The organism is Endozoicomonas sp. 4G, assembly GCF_023822025.1.
Lineage (GTDB): Bacteria > Pseudomonadota > Gammaproteobacteria > Pseudomonadales > Endozoicomonadaceae > Endozoicomonas_A.
The window spans coordinates 2,580,959-2,597,237 of record NZ_CP082909.1 but is presented as its reverse complement, the minus strand read 5'-3'; the positions used below and the strand labels follow the sequence as shown (position 1 = coordinate 2,597,237).

Genomic DNA, 16,279 nt, shown 5'->3' with positions numbered 1-16,279 from the left:
ACGCGTTCCGAATGAGTTATCTGTGCCGTGGCCATTCTGACTAATCTGTTCAGGGCCAGGCCCGCAGCGACCCCAGCCCCGGATCCATCAAACGTAGGAGGGCTGAACCCCAATATCCTGTTCCTGGACAACAACGACAGCGGCATCCGGGTCAGCCAATGGTCCAGCCTGCAGATGTCTGCCGTCTATGCCTGCATACGACTGTTATCAGAAACCATTGCGCAATTGCCCCTAGTGATCAGGAAAAGAACAGCCGACGGATCAGAACTGGCCTATTCACACCCGTTATTTAACATCCTTCACAACACTCCAAACCGATGGATGAGCAGCTTCAGCTGGCGAAACAGCAGCCAGTTCCACGTTTGCGGTTGGGGAAATGGCTACAGCTACATTGTCAGGAATCAGTTGGGTGAACCCAGGGCGTTGTACCCTTTGTTGCCGGATCGTACTTTTCCGCAGCTCATAGACGACCAACTAACTTACTGGACCACCGTCAACGACGCAGGCCTTGAGCTGATTCCTGAAGATGTGATTCATGTCCAAAGCCTTGGGTTCGATGGTTTGGTGGGAATATCACCTATTCACCTGCATCGTGAAGCCGTGGGTTTGGGCATGGCCGCCCAGAAGTTCGGGGCCAAATTATTCAGCAGTGGCAGCCTGCTATCCGGCATCCTGAAACACCCCGGCAAGCTAAAACGCAAACCCGAAAAACCGGACGATCCCAGCCCCGTTGAGCGATTAAGAAAGCAATGGAAGGAACTTTACACCGGCCTTGATAATGCCAACACCGTAGCGGTTTTAGAAGAAGGCATGGAATTCCAAAAAATTGCCATTAACCCGGACGACGCCCAGTTCATAGAAAGCCGCCGATTCCAGATTTCCGAAATCGCCCGAATTTTTAACGTCCCTGGCTATCTCATCAACGACCTGGAAAAAACCACCTTTAACAACCTGAGCCAGCTATCCATGAGTTTCCTGCGCTACACGATCATGCCCTGGATCGTCCGGTGGGAGCAGGAACTCAACAGAAAGCTGTTCCCGAAATCCAGCACCTTTTTCGTCAAATTCAACCTACAGGGTTTGCTGCGTGGCACATTAGACGAACGAAAAGAGTACTACAAAACCGCGATTGAATACGGCTGGCTATCCCGCAATGAAGTGCGCGAGCTGGAAGACCTGAACCGTGTAGAAGGCCTGGACGAATACTTGCGGCCACTCAACCTGGGCAGCGGCCAGATCCCCCCTGAAGAAGAAATACCCACAGAAACCTAATGGTTATTGGCTATGAATGAATCAAAGGAAACCCGGCTGGGCACCATCGAAGTTAGAAGCGATGACGGTGAAAACCGGATTGCCGGTTATGCCGCTGTCTTTGACAAATTGTCAGATAACTTGGGCGGCTTCCGGGAAAAGATTGCCCCCGGAGCGTTTGATTCCGTGATGAACGATGATGTCCGGGCACTGATCGATCATAAATCCCATTTAATCCTGGGAAGGACACGAGCCAATACTTTGCTACTGGAGATCGATGCCACCGGATTGCATTACCGGATTGACCCACCCGACACCCAGTACGCCAAAGACCTGACCGAGAGCATTAAACGTGGGGATATCACCCAAAGCAGTTTTTCTTTCTGGATCGATGAAGATAGTTGGGATGAAGACGACGACGGTCGGGTTGTCAGAACCATTAAAAAATTCAAGCGCCTATACGATGTTTCGCCTGTGACTTACCCCGCTTACCCGGATACCACCGTCGCTGCCCGTTCAATGGAAGCATTTAAACAGTCAGTTACCAATACAGGCAACGTTCTGGCAGAAGAATATTACTGTTTCACCACAGGCCGTCACCTGCAGGCGGCTTCATCAAAATGACAGGAGAACCGTCATGAAAGAAGAACTCAAACGCCTGCAACAAAAGCGGGCTGAACTGGCAAAAAAAATGTGTGACATGGTGGATAAAGCCACAAAGGAAGGCAGGGGTTTTACCTCAGAAGAACGGACAGAATACGACGCTATTCGAAAAGACCTGGAAGACTTGGACCAGCGGATTGAAGACCTGAAAGAAGCCATCGAACTCCAACGATCCATCGAACAACCTCTAAACCCACTGCCCCCAGAAACCCGGGAATATGAACTGGACGACTTCGGCCAACCCATCCGGCCCAAAAAATCCAAAGATGAACGCCAGGATAAAGAACAGCAATATCATGACACGTTTATAAAACTGCTGCGCTCAGGACAACCCGGGATGACCGATTTGTCCCAGGAAGAACGGAAAATTCTAAGGGATCACTGGGTAGCAGAAACCCGAGAACAGGGCACCAGCCCCAACAGCGCCGGGGGCTATTTGATCCCCGTCCTGTTACAAACAAACATTATCGAAACCATGAAAGCCTACGGCGGCATCCGAACCGTGGCAACCATTCTTAACACCAGTGCTGGTGAAGAATTACAATGGCCTACTAACGACGATACCGAAAACGAAGGCGAGCTGGTTGCCGAGCATGACCAGGTGGCCGAAACCGAATTCGAATTCGGCCAGAAAACACTGGGCGCTTATAAATACAGCAGCAAAGTGGTCAAAGTTTCCATTGAGCTGTTGCAGGACTCAGCGTTCGGGTTAGACAGTTTTATCACCCGGAAATTTGGCCAACGCCTGGGCCGAATCACTTCCAAACACTACGCTACCGGGAATGGAACTACCCAGCCAGAAGGTTTGATGAAGGTGGCCACTGTCGGCCACACTTCAACCAGCACAAGTGAAATCAGCTATTCAGATTTGTTGCGCTTAAAACACAGCGTGGACCCCTGGTACAGGAATTCAAAAGCGTGCCGTTGGCTAATGAACGACAGCACCTTGCTAACGTTCAAAGAAATGCTGGACGTCAATGGCCGCCCACTTTGGAAGCCCTCCATTGCCGATGGCACCCCTGCACTCATCGATGGCGATCCCTACATCATCGACCAGGGCCTGGACAGCATCGGGGCAGGGACTATTCCCATGGCTTACGGCGATATGAGCGAATTCACCATCCGTGATGTCATGGGATTCACCATGCACCGGATGACCGAGAAATACATCGACTATGGCCAGATCGGATTCCTTGCCTTCATGCGCACCGACTCAGGTCTAATGGACACCGCTGCGGTCAGGTCCCTGGCCATGGCCGCATCCTACAAAGGCGGAAGTGGAAAAAAAGAAGCCGCATGAAAATCAAGCTACTGGTGCCCATCATCTATCAGAACCAACTTTGCCGCCAGGGGACTGTCATAGAAGTCAACCCCCTGGACGGTGCCAGGTGGGTTCATGAAAAGATAGCCGTACCGGTAACCAGTACCCCGTTCCGGCAAATCATCACCCCTCAAGAATCCAGGGAAAATGACAATGGGCCGGTATAAATGTGGCTGCTCTGTGGGTACACCTTATTTTTGGAGGGACAAAAAAGGGCGACTAACCAGTGCAGGCAATCTGACTGCGGTTACTACCCAGTGCCGGAAATGTAAAAAAATTTACAGGATGAAACATGACTGACCTGCTAGACCTCACGCTGGTTAAACAACACATCCGGTCAGACCGTGACGACGAAGACGATTACTTAAAAGTGCTGGCCGGGGCATCCATCGAAACTTTTCAGGATTTTACCAACCGAACTTTAGTGGACGGGGATACCCTGCCAGAAGACCTGGTCGACGATGAAGTGCCAATGAACCTCACCATCCAGCAGGGCCTGTTATTGCTCATCGGCCACTGGTACGAAAACCGCGAAATGACAACAGAACGACCCCTGACCGAAATCCCCACCGCCACCCATGCCCTGTGGTCCCCTTACAAGTGGTACCACCTGGGTGATGTTGAGGAAAAAACCCATGATGCGAGCCGGTAAGCTGCGCCACCTTATCACCCTGCAGCGCAATGAACCGGAACGCAACAGCATCGGCGACCCCATACCGAACTGGGTCAACTACGCCACCGTCAATGCAGAAGTATCACCCCTGAAAGGCCGTGAATTTTTCGATGCCCAGCAGATCACTTCAGAACTGACAACACGGGTCAGGATCCGCTGGCTGGATGGTGTCAAGGCAGAACACCGCATCCTGTTCCAGGACCGAACACTGGAAATAGCCAGCCCCCCCATTAATGTTGATGAGAAAAAACACGAACTGGTGCTGATGTGCCGGGAGTTGCAGTAACGATGGTCAACGTCACATTTGAGCTGGACGAAAATCTGAAAAAGGAACTGCGTTATATCGACCGAAACCTGGTCAACAAAGCGACCCTGGCCACTTTGCGAAAATTATCCAAACCCGTGTTAAGTGATGAAAAATCTTTAGCCCCTTTCGACACCCAGGTACTGCGTGATGAACTCAGTATTTCCGCGTTCATTAACAACAAAAACCACGATGTAGCCGTCTGTCACGTAGGCCTTTCCAAGAAAAACCACCCCGCCTGGTTAAAGACACGGGGCCTGGCCATGGAATACGGCAACCTGCGGGTCGACCCTCGCCACTTTCTAGCCCAGGCCGCCGACCAGAACCGGGCACCGACTTACAGAGAATTCAGCCAGTTCATGAACAAACACTTGGATAAATTAGTGGCCAAGTCATGACCGACTTGTTGATTGAAGAACAGATAGCAGCCGCATTAGATACCGTCATCCCTGACCAGGCCTGGCCGGTCATATTGCCCCAGAACCCTGAATACCCGGCCATCACCTACCACCGTCTGAATTACGAGATCAAATCCGACCAGTGGAGCCTGAATCCATTACAACTGCGCAATGCCAACGGTCCCCGTTCCCTGTTCCAGGTCGTGATCTACGCACACCCATACACCCTGTGTGCAAAGCTGTTACGGGAAGTCAAGGCGGCACTGGAAACCGTGCCCGGTATGCAGCTCGACAGTGTCCAGGACGGCTATGAATTTGAACAAAGTATCTATGCCATCATCACCGAATGGACAGTCTGGGGCGACCTGGAAACCCGGATACAAGATGACCCCGGCGACTGGCCACTGGTCAAGCCCTACGCCGACGCCATACTGTCCAACCTGACAGCACACTTCACCGACCGTGTGACCACCCTGCGCTTTCATGACCCAGCGCAACGCCCCCTGGTGGCACCGGCCATAATCCTGGACCTGGAATCTTTCGCACTGGGAGAAGACCCCGGCGATGGCCGTGTCCCCGTGCAAGCCAGCTGGACCCTGCATTGCCTGATGCCCCAGTCGGCTGAAAATTCAGAAATTTTGGTGCGAAGCCTGGCTGCCGAAGTCTTTGCCCTGGTCCAGTTCAACAAATGGCAGCTGGGCAAGGAAACGGATTTCCCGGAAAACCTCGATGCCAGCCAGGGAACCTTGTGGCCAGGAATGCATGGCCACAATCACTGGACGGTCAGCTGGGACCAGATGCTCTACGTGACACTGAAAGCAGACAGCACCCCACCGTTCTGCCCGGATGAATGTTATTCATCCTTTGAACCGGCAACCGGTGAAACCTTTGAAGAGTGTTACGAGCTAATAGAACCCGAAGAAACACCATGAGCGATGACATTCTGGATTTGCAACGTCGCCTGATGTCCATGATCCAGCGGGTAACCGTGGATGCCGTGGATACCAACCTTGCAAAAATCCGGGTTCGTTTCATGAACAACACCACCCACTGGATCCCCTGGTCCGTGGGTCGCGCCGGGGGAGTCAGAAAATGGTCAGCACCGCAAGTAGGTGAAGACCTGCTGATGTTGTGCCCCCAGGGGGATACTGAACAGGCCGTCTGTCTTCCTTCTTTTTATAACGTCGATTTCCCAGCCCCAAGCACAGACCCACACGAACACCTAACAACTTATGAAGACGGGGCAGTCATCAACTACAACGATGAAACCCATCAACTGGATGCAACCCTGCCCGAAGGTGCCACCACAAACCTGGTCAGCACCGGCGGCATTAACCTCACCGGCAACCTGACGATCGATGGCAACACCCACAGCACAGGTGCTATTACCTGCGATGCCGATGTCTCCGACGCGACGGGCACGATACAGGCTAATCGTGACATCTTTAACAGCCACAATCACCCCGGCGACTCCGGTGGTACAACCGGCACTCCTAACCAGCAGCAGTAATCATGTACGGCACGGACAAAAACACCGGTGAATACCTCACCGGTATCGATCACCTACGCCAATCAGTCGCTGACATCATCACTACGCCCCTGAACAGCCGGGTCATGATCCGGGGCTATGGCTGCGGGCTGTTCGACAAGATCGATGCCCCCATGAACGGTGAATTTCAAGCCAGGGCGGTGGAATCGATTCACATAGCACTGACCAGATGGGAGCCCCGGCTAAGCCTTGGGAAAGTAGAGGTCACCGGCCATGCCAGCGGCCAGCTTAATATCACCCTGACCGGCTTTATCACCCAGACCCAACACCCCTACACACAGACCCTGGTTGTTCGTCGTGAGTAGTTATACCGCTATCGACCTGTCCCAGCTGCCACCGCCAAACATCGTTGAGCAGCTCAGTTTTGAAACCATCTATGGTCTGATGAAAGACACCCTCAACGGCCAAAAAATTATGACGTTCGACGGCAACAGTCGTGAGCCCGTGGTCGTCGAAGCCGAATCAGTCACAGATGAAAACGGGGATTTGTATTTTCGGGTACCGGCAGTCGTTGAAAAGCTGTTGTACGTGCAGCTGGAAAGTGACCCATCTGCGAAAATTCTGGCTGTCTGTGCGTACCGTGAAAGTCTGTTGCGTCAACGGGTGAATGAAGCCGCCCTGGCCATTATGCTCGCCTACGCCCAGGGCGCTGACCTCGACCAACATGGAGGCAACTACAACTTGCAGCGCCTGGTCATAGACCCAGGCGACCCCAATGCCACCCCGCCAGTTGAGCCAACGTATGAAAGCGATACGGAATTCCGCCGGCGGATTTTACTGGTGTTCGAGTCACTCAGTGTCGCTGGCCCGGCAGGTGCGTACATCTATCACACCCTCAGTGCTGACCCCCAGGTCCTCGATGCCGCCGTAGGAAGCCCAGTCCCTGGTGAAGTCGTCGTTACAGTACAAAGCCGCGAAGGGGATGGCACTGCCGGGCCTGTCCTGTTGGGCAAAGTAGAACGTTACTTGCGTGATGGCGAGATCCGACCACTGACCGACCTGGTCAAAGTCAATTCAGTGGAACCTATTGAATACACCGTGACCGCAGAGCTGGTCATTTATGAAGGTCCAGACACTCAAGTCGTGTTAGATGATGCCATCAGCCGCATCACCGAATACACAAAAAACCAGCACCGAATCGGGCTGGATGCAACGCTATCAGGCATTTACGCCGCGTTGCACACAACCGGTGTCGAAAATGTACTGTTAACGTCACCCACTGAAGATGTCGTAACAACAGACAAACAAGCACCTTACTGCACCGCCATCAACGTCACTTTACACAGCCCGGACAACAGCAGGTTAACAGTCCATGGCTGACTTTTGTTCCCTGCTGCCCCCCAACGCCACTGAATTTGAACGCACCCTGGAGCAGGCCACATCCCGTGTCGGCACCGTGCCCGTTGAAATCCGCAATTACTGGAACGCCGACCTTATACCCAGGAATCTGATGCCCTGGCTGGGCTGGGAATGGTCAGTCGACAGCTGGGACCCAGACTGGGACATCAAAACAAAACGCAATGTACTGCGTGATGCCTTTCGCTACCACCAATACAAAGGTACCCGACAGAGCGTTGTTGATGCCATCAATGACCTGGGCAGCAACATCGATATAAAAGAGTGGTGGCAGTACAGCAACCCGAAAACCCCACACACGTTCGATGCCTTTGTCGATAGTGTATCCGGATCGGGCAGTGGTGAGTTCCAGTATCAACTGATCCATGCCATCGACAATGCCAAACCGGTCCGCAGCCACTACACCCTGACCGTGGCCACTAATGCCTGCGGTTCCCTCAACATCTACGGCTATGGTCGTGTAGCCAGGTTCCAGCGTTTATACCTGCAGGAACACCTGACCTTCAACATCCTTCTCCACCGTTTTGTTCACGTCGTGTGGCCCAGTTTTTGGAATGAATCATGAGCATCCATGATCGAATCGAAGATGCGACTAAACAGCTAGAAACCGACGTTGATCTCACTCACCAGATTGTCCACGGTGATGAAAATACGGTTGTTGATACAGAAGGGGGTGGTGTACCCAGCCATGCCAAGGTAGCCAAGGACACCAATCTTGAAATCATTGCGCTGTTAGAGCCAACCGTTAGTGACATTAATGAACATGCGGCTTTTGTAGAAGGGAAAGCTACTGAGGCGGCTAATAGTGCCACTGCTGCTGATACTTCAGAAGCTAACGCGGCGGACAGCGAAACCGCCGCCGCAGGGAGCGCCACTGCCGCTGCCACGTCAGAGGGTAATGCCGCAACCAGTGCAACAGCGGCAGCCGATTCAGCCAGCGCGGCGGCGACGTCCGAGGGTAATGCGTCGGCCAGCGAAACCGCCGCCGCAGGGAGCGCCACTGCCGCTGCCACGTCAGAGGGTAATGCCGCAACCAGTGCAACAGCGGCAGCCGATTCAGCCAGCGCGGCGGCGACGTCCGAGGGTAATGCGTCGGCCAGCGAAACCGCCGCCGCAGGGAGTGCCACCGCCGCTGCCACGTCAGAAGCTAATGCTGGAACCAGTGCAACGGAGGCCGCCGGTTCAGCCAGTGCAGCGGCGACTTCCGAGGATAATGCGGCAGCCAGTGAAACCGCCGCCGCAGGGAGTGCCACCGCCGCTGCCACGTCAGAAACCAATGCCGGAACCAGTGCAACAGAGGCCGCCGGTTCCGCCAGTGCAGCAGCGACTTCCGAAGATAATGCGGCAGCCAGTGAAACCGCCGCCGCAGGGAGTGCCACCGCTGCTGCCACGTCAGAAACCAACGCCGCAACCAGTGAGGACAATGCCGCCAGTTCCGCCAGCAGTGCAGACACTTCTGAAACCAATGCCGCCAGCAGTGCATCGTCAGCTCAAGAAGAGGCCGATAGAGCCAAGGCGGAGGCTGATAAGGCGGCAGGCATCGCAGAGGGTTTAGCCCAGTTTCAACCTGGAATGACTATGCCCTGGCCCGGACTGTTTGAAAAAATTCCAGACGGATGGATGCACATTAATGGTCAAATTCTGAATATTGCTGATCAGCCTGCTTTGTTTGACGTGCTGGGCAATACCTGGGGCGGGGATGGTGAAACGACCTTTGCCCTGCCGCCTGCGGATCGTTTTCCGATTATGGCAGGTTCGGACTTTGCAGTAGGTGATGCCGACGGAGCATCGACTGCAACCAGCAGTGAGAATGGCAGTCATAGTCACAGTGTTACGATTGACTCAGCTGGGGATCACAGCCATTCCGTAACCATGGATTCGGCAGGCGATCACAGTCATACGGTGACGGTAAACGCTACAACATTAACAACAGATCATTTGCCCAGTCACGCCCACAATTTTACCAAGCCCAGTTATGATACCAGTGGATCGTATAACGGCGGGGCGAACTGGAATATATACAACAATTATAAATACGGTGATCCAACCGTGACGGTGGATGCCGCCGGTGGTTCGGCAGCACACACCCACACAGCCAACACCGGCAACACCGGCAGCCACAGCCACAACGCAGATACTGACAACACCGGCAGCCACACCCACAACACCAGCACCGCCAGCACCGGCAGCCACACCCACACCGTCGACACCGTTCCACCCTACGCCGCCATGGCCTACATCATCAAACTCTGAAACGTTTAAACAATAACCCATCTTCTTACAGGCTAAGAGGATACCTTTTAATGCCCTTCAAAATCTCAAATTTGGAAAACATAGGCCTACCCCTAATCATCACCGACGCAGGCCGTGAAGCCGCCATTGCCGCCGACGACGCCGGTCTGAAACTAAACCTGATAGAAATCGCCATTGGCGATGGCCTATGGCAACCCGAGGGTGATGCAACATCACTACAGAACGAAATAAAACGGATAGATAACCTCGGCGGAAGCGACTTGTCCGACGACGTCATTCATTTAACTGTCACCGATGACAGCACAGACGAATACCAACTGGGTGAGTTTGGACTCTATTCAGACAACGGTGTACTGTGCGCAATCTACAGCCAACAAAAGGAGTACATCAGCGAAAAAATAGCCGAATCCATATTAATGATTTCGGCGGATATGAAACTGGATACCGTACCGCCCGGATCCGTCACTATTACCGGAAACAACTTCCAATATCCCCCAGCCACACCGGATTCCCTGGGTGTCATCAAAGATGCGCCGGACGATGACGCGCCTTACATCAGGCAATCAATGAAATGGCTGCCATTAGCGCCTTTCGTATTCACAACAGGCATGACCATGCCTTGGCCTTGTTTAATAGAAAAAATCCCTGCTGGATGGATGCACATCAACGGCCAGATCCTGAATATTGACGATCAACCGGCTTTGTTCGAAATGATGGGGAATGTCTGGGGCGGCGATGGAGTCAGCACGTTTGCGTTGCCGCCTGCTGATATTTTCCTGCTGATGGCTGGGTCAGTTTTTTCAATAGGTGACATCGGTGGGGCACCGACCGCAACCAGCAGTGAGAATGGCAGTCATAGTCACAGTGTTACGATTGATTCAGCCGGGGATCACAGCCATTCGGTAACCGTGGATTCAGCAGGCGATCACAGCCATACGGTGACGGTGAACGCTACAACATTAACAACAGACCAGATGACTAGCCATCAACATTATACGGGTGAAACACATCAAACAGGGGGAGATCTGACCGGCGGCTTGTTATATCAATCTATGATTGCTGTCGGTGACCAACAGCATGAAGTCACCGACAGGTTGAATGAGGCAACAGGAGGCTCAGGCTCCCACAGCCACACAGCCAGCACCGGCAGCACCGGCAGCCACAGCCACAACGCAGATACTGACAACACCGGCAGCCACACCCACAACACCAGCACCGCCAGCACCGGCAGCCACACCCACACCGTCGACACCGTTCCACCCTACGCCGCCATGGCCTACATCATCAAACTATGAGACGTCACCATGCGCCTAACCATCGTAAAAGACGACAACCTGGTCATTATTGATAAACGAGCAATCCGCTTCGATCTGTCGCCCTTTAAGCTACCTGATAATTTTCATGCGTTGCAATGGTATGGAAAAGAACTGCCCCCCGCAAAACCAAGTTATACGCATGTAATGAATACCGAAACCCTATCAGGAACATTTAAACCTGGTGAAATAGAATTCAATGACGGAACAAATAATAAATTGATTACTGATGTTGATGAGTTCCAGCCCATCATCGACGAATACATGCGCCTGGCCAAAATCGAAGACAACCCATCCGAACCCACAGAATCCGATAAATACAACAACCTGAAAGCCCAAAGAAACAGCTATTTAAGCCAAACCGACTGGCTAATCATGCGCCACACCGAACAATCATTCCACTACGAAATCAAACCCACACTCTCAGAAATTGAATTCCTTGACCTACTCGTGTGGCGACAACAACTAAGAGATCTACCCGAATTTTATAAAACCAGCGACACCTGGCAATGGCCCGACCAGCCAGGTTTCATGCGATCACTGCCGTTGTTCAATTACCCCTGACCACTGTCTATTTATACACCGCCTTCTGGCGGTTTTTTTTCACCCGGAGAACCCTCATGTCAAGCACCGCCTTCCTCCACGGTGTCGAAATCGTCGAAGTCGACACAGGGCCGCGCCCCATCCAAACCGTCAAGTCGTCCGTCATTGGCGTGGTAGGCACAGCCCCTGACGCGTGCCCTGCCGTACCCGCCACAGCCATCGTCGGCAGCGAGCTGACTAATACATCAGTGCTGATGGTTGCCGCATTACCTGGCGTGGTGGGCAATAACATCCAGGTGGTTCTGGTCGATCCCGGTAGCGCCAGTTCGACACTGGCCATCTCAACATCCGGCACCAGGGTTGAAGTGTCGCTGGCCACCGATGGCGACAGTGCTTTAATTTCTACCGCCATCGAAGTCGTCACACTGATTAATGATGCCGATACTATCGTGACCGCCGCCCACTACGGCACATCCGACGGCTCCGGGGTAATGAAAGCGCAGAACCAATTCCTGTCCGGCGGCGCATCCGAACCTTTCCCCTACAACAAACCCGTATTAATCGCCGGTTCCCAGATCGAGGCCGCCAAACTGGGCGACACCGGCACACTGCCCCTGGCCATGACCGCCATCTTTAACCAGGTCGGTGCCATGGTCATTGTCGTCCGGGTAGAAGAGGGCACCGATGACGCAGACACCACCGGGAACATCATCGGCGGTGTCGACGAAAACGGCCAGTACACAGGGATGCAGGCATTCCTCGGCGCTGAATGCGTCACCGGTGTTCAGCCCAAAATACTTATCGCCCCCGGATTCACCGACGACCAATGCGTCGCATCGGCTTTGCAACCCATCGCTGACCGAATGAGGGCCATTGCACCCATCGAAGGCCCTGACACTACTGACGAAGATGTGATTGCTTACAGAAATAATTTCGGCAACAAACGCCTGTACCTTTCCGACCCCGGAGTACTGGCTTTTGATACAGTGACTTCAGAAGAAATCAAGGTAAGCAATTCAGCGTATATCGCCGGACTCATTGCCCGGATCGACAACCAGCTGGGATTTTGGTGGTCCCCATCCAACCAGTTGATCTACGGCATCAACGGCCTGACCCGTCCCGTCGATTTCACATTAGGCGACGTCAACAGCCGCGCCAACTACCTGAACGAAAACGAAGTCACCACCATTATCCAGCAGGATGGCTATCGCTTGTGGGGCAACCGCACCTGCTCTGACGATCCCAAGTGGGCGTTTATCAATGTCGTACGCACCGCCGACCTGCTTAACGATTCACTGCAACGTGAACACTTGTGGGCCGTCGACCACTGCATCAACAAAACCTATATATCCGACGTACAGGCCGGGGTCAATGCCTACATCCGCTCCCTGATCGCCATGGGTGCATTACTGGGCGGCAAATGCTGGCCAGACCCTGAACTGAACACCCCCGAAAAGCTGGCCGCAGGCAAAGTTTACTGGAATTTCGACTTCACCCCACCGGCCCCTGCGGAACACATGACTTTCCAGAGCATCCTCACCGACGACTACTACAGCATCATCACTGCGGAGGCGGCGTAATGGACAGCATCATCAAAAACACCAACCTGTTTGTTGACGGCGTAAATTATGCAGGCAAGGCCGACACCCTGACGCCGCCGGTTCTGACCCGGCTAACGGAGGAATACCGTGGGGCAGGTATGCCTGCGCCCATCGACATCGACATGGGCCTGGAGCGAATGGAGGCCAGCTGGGTCATGTCGGACTACGAATCGAAAGTGGTCGCACTCTGGTGCGTCGGTGACCCCGTCGCGGTCGTGTTCCGGGGTGCCGCAGTCGGTCAGGACGGCACCACAACCGCCATCGTGCTGACCATGCGGGGTTTAATCAACGTGCTGGACCGGGGCGACTGGACACCCGGCGAAAAACCCACCCTCACCGTCACCACCGGCCTGACCTATTACCAGGAAGAAATCGGCGGCCAGGTGCTGCACGAGATCGATCCCGCCGCCTATATCCAGATCGTCAACGGTGTCGATCGCATGGAACAAATCCGAAACGCACTGGCCATATAAATGAAGAGATAGTCATGAGCCAAACATTCAATCTTAAATACCCCATTAAATGTAATGGCGTTGAAACCAGCACCCTAAAAGTGCGACGACCCACCATCGGCGATATGCTGAACAGTACCCAAAATGGCCGCAGTGACCAGGAAGCCGAAATCTGGCTGCTGGCCAACTTGTCATGCGTCAGTCCCGACGACATAAAAACCATGGACCTGGCTGACTACATGAGGATACAGAAAGGCATGCTAAAGATGCAGGATATCGGGGAGACATCTTAAGAAAGGCCGTCATCACCCTGTCAAAGCAAGTCAATTGGACCCTATCCGAAATACTGGCCATGACCGTTGACGAACTATTTCAATGGATCAAGGCGCTACCTTCAGTAAACCGCCATGCCAAGAAACCTATCCCTAAACATTAGCGTCGGGGCCTTGCTAGACAAAACCGTCGGCAAGGTCTTCAAAGAAGCCACCGAATCATCCGAAGAGCTGGGACAGCAGCAGAAAGAGCTGAACCAGCAGATGAAAAAGCTGAATGCAGTCCGGCGCTTTACTGACCAGCTGGAAAAGCTGAAGAAGGAAGCCGAGGCCAGTGGCGACGTCACCGACACCCTGGCACGTCGCATACGAATCACTGAAGCCCGCCTCAGTGCCGCCAGTGATGACGCACGCAAGATGGGGATCAGCGTCAACAACCTGGGGGACGCCGAAGCCAAGCTAAACAGGCAGTTGGAAAAAAACAACGTAGCCCTGCAACACCGGGAGCAGATCGATGCCCGGTCGGAACGGCTGCGTGGTGCCAGAAGCTTTATCGGGCAGCAGGCCATGGTCGCTGCCCCGTCCCTGGGGCTGGCACTGTCAGCGATTACCCTGACCAACAAGCTGACCGCTGAGCAGGCGAACCTGGCACAGGCGGCGGGCATCAGTGCCAAAGAAATGGGGATATGGTCATCCATCATCAGCCAGGTGGGTGGCGATGCGAACGATGTCAGTGACCTGATCCAGGAGCTTAACAACAAGTTTGGTGAATCCAAGGGCTTGGCAGAACAAACAACCGAAGTCAAAGACGCCATGAAAATCCTAAGGCTGGACTTTGAGCAGTTGAAGCGACTAAAGCCGGATGAACAGTTCAAGGCCATCATCAGGCAGGCCCAGAAAATCGGTGGCCAGGGGGCTATATCCGGGGCTGACATATTACTGGGTGGCAAGGCCAAGGAATTCATCGGTTACATCAACAGCTTGCAAGTGCCCTTTGATGACCTGGTTAAACGCCAGGAGCAGCTTTACATAGGCAGTGTTGAAGCCATCAAAGGCGCACAGTCGTTCGGTATTGCCTGGGGGGAACTTAGTTCTACCCTGGGCCAGGCATTTAAGGAATTGAGTGGCCTGGTCGGCACTGAGCTGGCCCCGCAAATGCGACAGTGGGCCGAAGAGCTGTCGACCTGGTTCAAGCAAAACCGCGACGACATCGGCGAGTTTTCCAAAACCCTGGGCACCACCCTGAAATCCCTGACTGCCGGACTGGTCGCCCTGGCCGTCAGCCTGCCAAAAATCGTCGCGGCCATGACCACCCTGTCAGACCTGGTGATGAAATGGTTTGGCCCCGATGAAGAAGACCAGCAACGGCAACAGCAACTGCAGGAGCATGAAGAAGAACAGGCCAGGCGACGCGCCCTTAGAAAACAGCAGGACGATGCCGGGAAACGTCTCAACCGACCTTACGCACCCTTTAATCGCAAAATGGCACAGCAATTACTGGAAGCGCGACAGCCACTTAATAAGCCTGTAACTACTAATCATGCTGATGCTACTGAACAGAAAACGTTGAAGTTAGAAGCCGTTCTTCATCAGCAGTACAAGGAAAACGAACCCATGCGTCGCACACTGCGACACCCCATAGATAATGAACAACAACAAATAAACCAAAGCGCCCAGGATGAAGCCATGCAATTACTGGAGTCCCGACAACCGTCGCACACTGCGACCGTCAACCAGGACAACCGCGTCACCTTCAACATCACCCAGCAACCAGGCCAAAGCGGTGAACAGCTGGCCAGCGAGATCGAACGTCATATCCGTTCTGTCCAGAGCGACCGGGCAACCGCAGACGGCTTCAATCAACCGGAGGCCGTAGCATGATTATGATGATCCTGGGTGCCACCGTGTTCAGCGTCAATGGCAACACCTATGACAAGCTCACCAAGTCAACCAACTTCAGCTGGGCGTCTCAGACGGTGATCGGACGACAACCGGTCTATCAATACCTGGGCCATGGCGAAAACACCATTAATATCGAAGGCAAAATTTACCCCGGTCAATACGGAAGCCGGTTAGAGTTGATGATTCTGGAACAATCCGCAGGCCTGGGCATTCCCATGCCATTTTTTTGCAGCAGCGGGCTGAGCCTGGGGGCCTGGTGCATTACCAGTTTCAAAGAGGTCGACACCTGTTTTATGGACACCGGCGACCCCAGGTCTATCGATTTTACGATCGGCCTGGTGCAATACGCCAGCCTGGCCGATTACCTGACAGAAGTAGCAGGCAACTTGCTAAAAAGCAGCGTCGACAACCTGGGAATTTAACATCTG

General features: G+C 53.6%; 20 protein-coding genes. All 20 read left to right on the top strand.

Annotation, left to right across the window (positions count from 1 at the left end):
• The first annotated feature begins 27 nt into the window (after positions 1 to 27).
• Positions 28 to 1,272 carry a phage portal protein gene (locus K7B67_RS10225; RefSeq protein WP_252180233.1) on the top strand — a complete coding sequence of 415 codons (1,245 nt, stop codon included), beginning with the start codon at positions 28 to 30 and terminating at the stop codon, positions 1,270 to 1,272.
• A 12-nt stretch (positions 1,273 to 1,284) separates the two neighbouring features.
• Positions 1,285 to 1,875, top strand: a complete 591-nt coding sequence (locus tag K7B67_RS10220; RefSeq protein ID WP_252180232.1) for an HK97 family phage prohead protease — start codon at positions 1,285 to 1,287, stop codon at positions 1,873 to 1,875.
• Positions 1,876 to 1,888: 13 nt separating this feature from the next.
• Positions 1,889 to 3,214 (top strand): phage major capsid protein, encoded by a 1,326-nt coding sequence (locus tag K7B67_RS10215; RefSeq protein WP_252180231.1) that lies wholly within the window; start codon positions 1,889 to 1,891, stop codon positions 3,212 to 3,214.
• Positions 3,211 to 3,402: a hypothetical protein gene (locus K7B67_RS10210; RefSeq protein WP_252180230.1), complete on the top strand. Its 192-nt coding sequence runs from the start codon at positions 3,211 to 3,213 to the stop codon at positions 3,400 to 3,402. The genes K7B67_RS10215 and K7B67_RS10210 overlap by 4 nt, the downstream gene beginning before the upstream one ends.
• A gap of 125 nt (positions 3,403 to 3,527) precedes the next feature.
• Positions 3,528 to 3,887, top strand: coding sequence for a head-tail connector protein (locus tag K7B67_RS10205; protein WP_252180229.1), 360 nt, complete (start codon positions 3,528 to 3,530; stop codon positions 3,885 to 3,887).
• On the top strand, positions 3,871 to 4,194 hold the full coding sequence (locus K7B67_RS10200) for a phage head closure protein (protein WP_252180228.1): 324 nt from the start codon (positions 3,871 to 3,873) through the stop codon (positions 4,192 to 4,194). Before K7B67_RS10205 ends, K7B67_RS10200 begins: the two co-directional genes overlap by 17 nt.
• Before the next feature lie 2 nt (positions 4,195 to 4,196).
• A complete protein-coding gene (locus K7B67_RS10195) occupies positions 4,197 to 4,610 on the top strand; it encodes a hypothetical protein (RefSeq protein ID WP_252180227.1) in 414 nt (137 codons plus the stop codon).
• Positions 4,607 to 5,542 carry a hypothetical protein gene (locus tag K7B67_RS10190; protein ID WP_252180226.1) on the top strand — a complete coding sequence of 312 codons (936 nt, stop codon included), beginning with the start codon at positions 4,607 to 4,609 and terminating at the stop codon, positions 5,540 to 5,542. The genes K7B67_RS10195 and K7B67_RS10190 overlap by 4 nt, the downstream gene beginning before the upstream one ends.
• Positions 5,539 to 6,120, top strand: a complete 582-nt coding sequence (locus K7B67_RS10185) for a phage baseplate assembly protein V (RefSeq protein ID WP_252180225.1) — start codon at positions 5,539 to 5,541, stop codon at positions 6,118 to 6,120. The genes K7B67_RS10190 and K7B67_RS10185 overlap by 4 nt, the downstream gene beginning before the upstream one ends.
• Positions 6,121 to 6,122: 2 nt before the next feature.
• Positions 6,123 to 6,464, top strand: coding sequence for a GPW/gp25 family protein (locus K7B67_RS10180; RefSeq protein WP_252180224.1), 342 nt, complete (start codon positions 6,123 to 6,125; stop codon positions 6,462 to 6,464).
• Positions 6,457 to 7,479: a baseplate J/gp47 family protein gene (locus tag K7B67_RS10175; RefSeq protein ID WP_252180223.1), complete on the top strand. Its 1,023-nt coding sequence runs from the start codon at positions 6,457 to 6,459 to the stop codon at positions 7,477 to 7,479. The genes K7B67_RS10180 and K7B67_RS10175 overlap by 8 nt, the downstream gene beginning before the upstream one ends.
• Entirely contained in the window at positions 7,472 to 8,080 is a 609-nt protein-coding gene (locus tag K7B67_RS10170) for a phage tail protein I (RefSeq protein ID WP_252180222.1), read from the top strand. The genes K7B67_RS10175 and K7B67_RS10170 overlap by 8 nt, the downstream gene beginning before the upstream one ends.
• On the top strand, positions 8,077 to 9,768 hold the full coding sequence (locus tag K7B67_RS10165; protein WP_252180221.1) for a tail fiber protein: 1,692 nt from the start codon (positions 8,077 to 8,079) through the stop codon (positions 9,766 to 9,768). Before K7B67_RS10170 ends, K7B67_RS10165 begins: the two co-directional genes overlap by 4 nt.
• A gap of 50 nt (positions 9,769 to 9,818) precedes the next feature.
• Positions 9,819 to 11,063, top strand: a complete 1,245-nt coding sequence (locus K7B67_RS10160; protein ID WP_252180220.1) for a tail fiber protein — start codon at positions 9,819 to 9,821, stop codon at positions 11,061 to 11,063.
• Between the two features lie 9 nt (positions 11,064 to 11,072).
• Positions 11,073 to 11,645: a phage tail assembly chaperone gene (locus K7B67_RS10155; protein ID WP_252180219.1), complete on the top strand. Its 573-nt coding sequence runs from the start codon at positions 11,073 to 11,075 to the stop codon at positions 11,643 to 11,645.
• Between the two features lie 56 nt (positions 11,646 to 11,701).
• The gene (locus K7B67_RS10150) at positions 11,702 to 13,204 is read left to right on the top strand and encodes a phage tail sheath subtilisin-like domain-containing protein (RefSeq protein WP_252180218.1); all 1,503 of its coding nucleotides are present in this window, start codon (positions 11,702 to 11,704) and stop codon (positions 13,202 to 13,204) included.
• A complete protein-coding gene (locus K7B67_RS10145; protein WP_252180217.1) occupies positions 13,204 to 13,698 on the top strand; it encodes a phage major tail tube protein in 495 nt (164 codons plus the stop codon). Before K7B67_RS10150 ends, K7B67_RS10145 begins: the two co-directional genes overlap by 1 nt.
• Positions 13,699 to 13,712: 14 nt before the next feature.
• Positions 13,713 to 13,970, top strand: a complete 258-nt coding sequence (locus tag K7B67_RS10140) for a phage tail assembly protein (protein ID WP_252180216.1) — start codon at positions 13,713 to 13,715, stop codon at positions 13,968 to 13,970.
• A 153-nt stretch (positions 13,971 to 14,123) separates the two neighbouring features.
• Complete coding sequence (locus K7B67_RS10135; RefSeq protein WP_252180215.1) at positions 14,124 to 15,830, top strand: hypothetical protein; 1,707 nt, start codon at positions 14,124 to 14,126, stop codon at positions 15,828 to 15,830.
• Positions 15,827 to 16,273 carry a phage tail protein gene (locus K7B67_RS10130; protein WP_252180214.1) on the top strand — a complete coding sequence of 149 codons (447 nt, stop codon included), beginning with the start codon at positions 15,827 to 15,829 and terminating at the stop codon, positions 16,271 to 16,273. The genes K7B67_RS10135 and K7B67_RS10130 overlap by 4 nt, the downstream gene beginning before the upstream one ends.
• Positions 16,274 to 16,279 lie beyond the last annotated feature (6 nt).